The organism is Streptomyces sp. NRRL B-24085, from assembly GCF_001282115.1.
Taxonomy (GTDB): domain Bacteria; phylum Actinomycetota; class Actinomycetes; order Streptomycetales; family Streptomycetaceae; genus Streptomyces.
Map to the genome: position 1 here is coordinate 1 of NZ_LJBR01000473.1, position 5,938 is coordinate 5,938.

The window sequence follows — 5,938 nt, forward strand, 5'->3', positions numbered from 1 at the left end:
CCCCCGACGCGGCCGCCTTCCTCACCCTGGTCAACTCGGCCCGTATCACGGCCGGTTCGCCTCCGGTCGCACTCGACCCACGGCTCACCCAGGCTGCCCGCGCGCACGCCTTCGTCATGGCCGCCGCGGGCCGGCTCGGTGTCGAGGGCGCGGACGGCGTCTCCGTCGTCCAGCGGCTCACCGCCACCGGCTACGCCTACCTCACCGTCGGCGAACACCTCGTCTCCGGCCCCCGCAACCCGTCCGAGCTCGTCGAGTACTGCCTGCGCGCCGAGCAGCCCCGGCGGACCCTGCACGACCCCGCGTTCCACCACGTCGGCCTGGCGCAGGCCGCCGAGGGCCGCTCCGGCGACACGTACTGGACCGCGTTGTGGGCCACGCCGCTCACCCCCGGCGCCCTGACCCGGACCACCGACGAGGTCGTCGGCCTCACCAACCACGAGCGCGCCCGGGCCGGTCTGCCGCCGCTCGCCGTCGACCCCCTGCTGGCCCGGGCCGCGCAGGCGTACAGCACCGACATGGCAGACCGCGCCTTCTACTCCCACACCTCGCCGGAGGGCACCCGGCCCTGGGACCGGGCCGCGGCCGCGGGCTCCACCCGCCGCTCGATCGGGGAGAACATCGCGTGCGGCCAGCGCTCCGCCGCCGAGGTCGTCGAGGGCTGGATGAACAGCCCCGGTCACCGCGCCAACATCCTCAGGCCGGGCTTCACCCACATCGGGACCGGGTTCGCGGGCGGCGGCCCGGCGGGCACGTACTGGACCCAGCTCTTCGGGGCCTGACCCGGGCCGCGGGAAAGGGAGTCGGGCCGCGATCTTGGCGGAGGGAATCCCTCCGGGCCAGGATGCCCCCATGAAGGGTGACCTCTTTTCCAGTGAGCACATGGTGCAGCCGGCCACGGCGCCGGGCATGACGGTCGAGAACTCCAAGTGCATCAGGTACGCGGTGCACGGCGAGATGCTCGCCCGCCAGGGGGCGATGGTCGCCTACCGCGGCAATCTCCAGTTCGAGCGCAAGGGCCAGGGCGTCGGGGGCATGCTCAAGCGGGCCGTCACCGGCGAGGGCCTGCCGCTGATGGCGGTGCGCGGACAGGGCGAGGCCTGGTTCGCGCACGAGGCCCAGAACTGCTTCGTCGTCGACGTGGAACAGGGCGACGAGTTCACGGTCAACGGCCGCAACGTCCTGTGCTTCGACGCCTCGCTGTCGTACCGGATCTCGACCGTGAAGGGCGCCGGCATCGCGGGCGGCGGTCTGTTCAACAGCGTCTTCACGGGCCACGGCAGGCTCGGTCTCGTCTGCGAGGGCAACCCGCTGGTGATCCCGGTCTCGCCGGAGTTCCCGGTGTACGTCGACACGGACGCGGTCGTGGGCTGGACCGCGGGGCTCGCGACCTCGCTGCACCGCTCGCAGTCCATCGGGTCGATGCTGCGCGGCGGTTCCGGCGAGGCGGTGCAGCTCATGCTCCAGGGCTCCGGCTTCGTGGTCGTACGGCCGAGCGAGGCGACCCCGCAGAAGGCGCAGCAGCACTGACCCCGCGGACAGTGATCTGCGCCGCACAGGCAACCCGTCCGCCTCCGTCCCCGTCTTGACCGGCGACGGATGACGCCCCGGCCCACCGGCCGGGGCCCATTTTCGAGGCACTATGCACACCATGTATACACAGCACGTATACATGCGGTGCATACGCGACGGAAAGGCGTACATGTACGGCAAGGCATTCGCCCCGGAGTACCAGGGCGCGCTCACCGATCTCTCCGTGAACTCCTCGCTGGAGGACGTACTGGCGGCCGGCACCGAGCAGTTGAGAGCGGCCGAGCGGGCCGGACGGCACGAGGAGGCGGCGCGCTCCGGACTCGCGGTCGCCGAGGCGCAGCGCAGGCTCGGCCAGGTGGCCGACGCCGACCGGGCGTGGAAGGCGAGCTACCGGGCCGCCCGTCGCGCCGGGGACACCGGGGGCATGGCCTGGGCCCTGTGGAGCGGCGGCACACTGGCCCGCCAGCGGGGCGGTTTCGCCCTGGCCCGCCGACTGCTGGGGCTCGCGGCCGAGCTCGGCGAGCGCTCAGGGGACGTCGTCGTACGCGGCTACTCGCTGGCGGGACTGGCCGAGACCGGCCGCATCCAGGGCGACTACGAGGCCGTCGGCCGGTTGCACGAGCAGCTGCTGGCCGAGGCCAGGCGCCGCGGCGAGGCCCGGCACACGGTGTGGGCGCTGTCCGGGATCGCGCAGATGCACCGCAACACCGGCTCCTACGACACCGCGTTCGCCATGTTCGAGGAGGCGGCCCGGATCGCCGCGGACGCCGACGACCGGCGCGGCCACGCCTGGGCCCTGCGCGGACTCGCCGACCTCGCCTCCGTGCGCGACGGCGACACCGAACGGGCCCTCGCCCTGCTGTCCGAGGCGGAGGCGACCTGCCGGGAGATGAACCTGTCGAGCGCGCTGGCCTACAACCACAAGATGCGCGGCAACGTCCTCTACCGGGCCGGGCGTTACACCGAGGCCCGTGAGCTGTACGAGCGGGCACTCGCCGAGTTCCGTGCCATGAGCGAACCGCGCGGGGAGGCCCTGGCCCGGCTCGGGCTCGCCAAGGCACTGGCCCGCCTGGGCCGCGACCGGGCCGAGACGGCGGCGGAACTGGACGATCTGGCCCGCGTGCTGGAGCGGACCGGGCTGCGGCACGCCCGGGAGATGGTGAGCCGGGCCCAGGAGGAGTTCGGCGTCCGCACGGAGGTGGCTCTGTGACGACGGTCGCCGCTCCCGAAGTCCTCACCCGCTGCCGCGCGTTGGTGCGCCCCGCGCTCCAGGAAGCGGTCGGTGGACTGCATCCCTGGGTGCGCGAGATGGCCGCGTACTCCTTCGGCTGGTGCGAGGTCGGCGGCGCCCCCGCCACGGCGTCCGGCGGCAAGGGGGTGCGCCAGGCGCTCGCCGTGCTGGGGGCCGAGGCGGCCGGTGCGCCCGGGCGGGCCGGGGTGCCCGCGGCGGTCGCGGTGGAGCTGGTGCACGTCTTCTCGCTGCTCCACGACGACATCATGGACGGCGATCCGGCCCGGCGCGGCCGCCCCACGGTGTGGAAGGCGTACGGCACCGGGCCCGCCGTCCTGGCGGGCGACGCCCTGTTCGCCCTCGCCGTCGAGACCCTGGCCCTGTCCGGCCCCGGCCCCGTGCGGCTGCTGTCCGCGGCCCTGTCCGACCTGGTGCGGGGGCAGGCGGACGATCTCCTGTTCGCCACCCGCCCCTGGACGGGACCGGAGCGGGTGCGACCGGACGAGTACCGGGCCATGGCCGAGCACAAGACCGGGGCGCTGCTGGGCTGCGCGGCGGCGCTGGGCGCCCTGCTCGGCGGGGCGCCCCCGGCCACGGTGACCGCGCTGGACCGGGCCGGACGGCATCTGGGGGTCGCGTTCCAGATGGTCGACGACGTCCTGGGCATCTGGGGTGACCCGCTGGTCACCGGCAAACCCGTGCACGGCGATCTGCGGGAGCGCAAGAAGACGTTCCCGGTGCTGGCCGCGCTCGACTCGCCCTCTCCCGCGGCGGCGCGGCTGGCGCGGCTCCTGGAGTCGGACGGGGCGCCGCGGCGGATCGCGGCCCTGGTCGAGGAGTGCGGTGGCAGAGCGGCCGCGCTCGCCGAGGCCCGCCGCCACCTCGCGTCGGCGGAGAAGGAGCCCGCGCTGCGGCCCGTGCTGGACTACCTCCTGCGGCGCGATCTCTGAGACCGAGTTGACCTGCGCCGCGCGTGGGGACAGGGTTCGAGGAGAGCTCTCCGCGCCGGAAGGAAAACCCTCTTGATCGGGATCACGGACATCGAGCGGCAGGCCGGGCTGATCGCCGGACACGTCGTACGCACCCCCACCCTGCCCAGTCCCGGCCTGTCCGCACTGCTCGGTGCTCCCGTCACGGTCAAGCTCGAACTGCTCCAGCGCACCGGCTCGTTCAAGGCGCGCGGGGCGACGGCCAAGCTGCTGTCGCTGAGCGAGGCGGAGCGGGCGGCCGGGGTCGTCGCGGTCAGCGGCGGCAACCACGGGATCGCCCTCGCGCACATGGCGGCCGCCCTCGACATCAAGGCGACGGTGGTCATGCCGCGCTCGGCGCCCGCCCGGTCGGTGGAGCTCGTCGAGGCGGCCGGGGCCTCGCTGCGGCTGACGGACGACATGGACGGTGCCTTCTCGCTCGTGAACCGGTTGCGGGACGAGGGCCTGACCCTGGTCCACCCCTTCGACGACCCGCTGGTGATCGCGGGGCAGGGGACGGTCGGGCTGGAGTTCGCCGACGACGCCGGCGACCTCACCGACGTCCTCGTCAGCGTCGGGGGCGGTGGACTGATCGCCGGGGTCGCGGCGGCCCTGCGGGCGCGGCGCCCGGAAGTCAGGATCTGGGGCGTGGAGACCGAGGGCGCCGAGGCCATGTCCCGGGCGCTCGCGGCGGGCGGGCCGGTACCCGTCGAACTGTCCTCCGTCGTGTCCACGCTGAGCGCCCCGTCCGTCTCCCGGCTCACCTACGACCATGTGGCGGCTCTGGTCACCGAGGTCCTCGTGGTCCCGGACCGGGACGCCGTGCGGGGCTGCCTCGACCTCGCCGACCACGCCAAGGTGTGGGGCGAACCCGCGGCCGGGTGTCTCCTGCCCGCCGCCCGGACGGTGCTGGAGCGGGTCGGCGACGGTTGCAGACTGGGCCTCGTGGTCTGCGGCGGCAACGTGACCACCGCCGACGTCATGGACTGGGCCGCACGGTTCGGCTTGCGCTGACAGGGGCGCTCGACTCCGCCCGCGCTACTGACCCATGAGTCAGAATTCGAGCAACCGGAAAGCGGAATCCATCGGTTGGGGAATTCATTGAACACACCCCGCCGCACCCGCCGTACCTCTGTGAAAGGTGAGAGCCAGGGGTTCAGCGAGGGATGACCATGGTCAAGGCGCACGTCTCCACACACGAGTTGGTCGCCGGACGGTACCGGCCCCTGGACGTCCTGCACCGCGAGACCAACCGGACGTGCTGGTACGGCGAGGACGTCTCGACCGAACGCCCCTGCCTGCTGACCGAGATCGGGCTGCCGGCCGGCACGGACGAGGAGACCTCACTGCGCACCGCCGCCGGAGTCGTCCGGATGTCCAAGACCATGCGGCTGCTCCGCCCGGGCCGGATCGCCTCGGTCGTGGACGCCGTGGCACAGGAGGACACCCTGTGGACGGTCACCGAGCCGGTCGACGGCGTCCCGCTGGGCGAACTCCTCGGCCGACAGGGGACGTTCGACGCCGCGCGGGCGGCCCGCATCGGTCTGGAGCTCTTGGAGGTGCTGGAGGCGGCGCACGCCGAGGGCATCACCCATGGTGAACTCAGCCCCGGCCAGGTGTTCGTGCACCACCAGGGCACGGTCGTCGTCACCGGCTTCGGCCTGGCCGGGGCGACCCTCGCCCCCAGGCTCTCGGCACCGTCGTACGCCTCCCCCGAACAGGCCCGTGACGAGCGCATCGGGCCGGCCGCCGACCTGTGGGCGCTCGGCGCGATCCTCTACACGCTGGTCGAGGGGCGTCCGCCGTTCCGGGACCGCGACCGTCCCGCGGCCACCCTGAAGGGGGTCGACCGGCTGCCGCTGCGGGCGCCGGTGCGAGCCGGGCCGCTCACCCCGGTCGTGCAAGGCCTGCTGCGCAAGAACTCCCAGGAACGGCTGAGCCGTACGGCCGTGCGCAACGCGCTGCTCCGGGCCCTGGAGGAGGGCGCCGAGACGGTCCCGCCGGAGGAGCCCAGGCTGCGTACCCTGCCCGGCGTGGCCCCGGGCCGCAGCGGCCGGCTCCTCGTCGCGGGGACCGCCCTGGCCGTCGTCACGGTGGCCGCCGCCGTCCTCACGGTCGTCAAGGCGCTGCCCGGCGGCGACAGCGGGACGACCGGCGAGGCGCCCGTCCCGTCCGCTTCGGCCTCCGCCGCCACCACTCCCGCCCC

At 73.9% G+C, this 5,938-nt stretch carries 6 protein-coding genes; all 6 read left to right on the forward strand.

The window, feature by feature from the left end:
• On the forward strand, positions 1-782 hold a 782-nt coding region (locus AOJ26_RS37065), incomplete at its 5' end, for a CAP domain-containing protein (protein WP_234358767.1).
• Between the two features lie 70 nt (positions 783-852).
• On the forward strand, positions 853-1,530 hold the full coding sequence (locus AOJ26_RS37070; RefSeq protein ID WP_053852750.1) for an AIM24 family protein: 678 nt from the start codon (positions 853-855) through the stop codon (positions 1,528-1,530).
• A 172-nt stretch (positions 1,531-1,702) separates the two neighbouring features.
• Positions 1,703-2,743, forward strand: a complete 1,041-nt coding sequence (locus AOJ26_RS37075) for a tetratricopeptide repeat protein (protein ID WP_053852751.1) — start codon at positions 1,703-1,705, stop codon at positions 2,741-2,743.
• Positions 2,740-3,714 (forward strand): polyprenyl synthetase family protein, encoded by a 975-nt coding sequence (locus tag AOJ26_RS37080; RefSeq protein ID WP_053852752.1) that lies wholly within the window; start codon positions 2,740-2,742, stop codon positions 3,712-3,714. The genes AOJ26_RS37075 and AOJ26_RS37080 overlap by 4 nt, the downstream gene beginning before the upstream one ends.
• A gap of 72 nt (positions 3,715-3,786) precedes the next feature.
• Positions 3,787-4,746, forward strand: a complete 960-nt coding sequence (locus tag AOJ26_RS37085; protein WP_053852753.1) for a threonine/serine dehydratase — start codon at positions 3,787-3,789, stop codon at positions 4,744-4,746.
• Positions 4,747-4,898: 152 nt separating this feature from the next.
• On the forward strand, positions 4,899-5,938 hold a 1,040-nt coding region (locus AOJ26_RS37090; RefSeq protein WP_159044481.1), incomplete at its 3' end, for a serine/threonine-protein kinase.

Bases quoted from the DNA above. Each gene is read 5' to 3' on its own strand.
- AOJ26_RS37070 (WP_053852750.1), top strand. From the start codon at position 853: ATGAAGGGTGACCTCTTTTCCAGTGAGCACATGGTGCAGCCGGCCACG.
- AOJ26_RS37075 (WP_053852751.1), top strand. From the start codon at position 1,703: ATGTACGGCAAGGCATTCGCCCCGGAGTACCAGGGCGCGCTCACCGAT.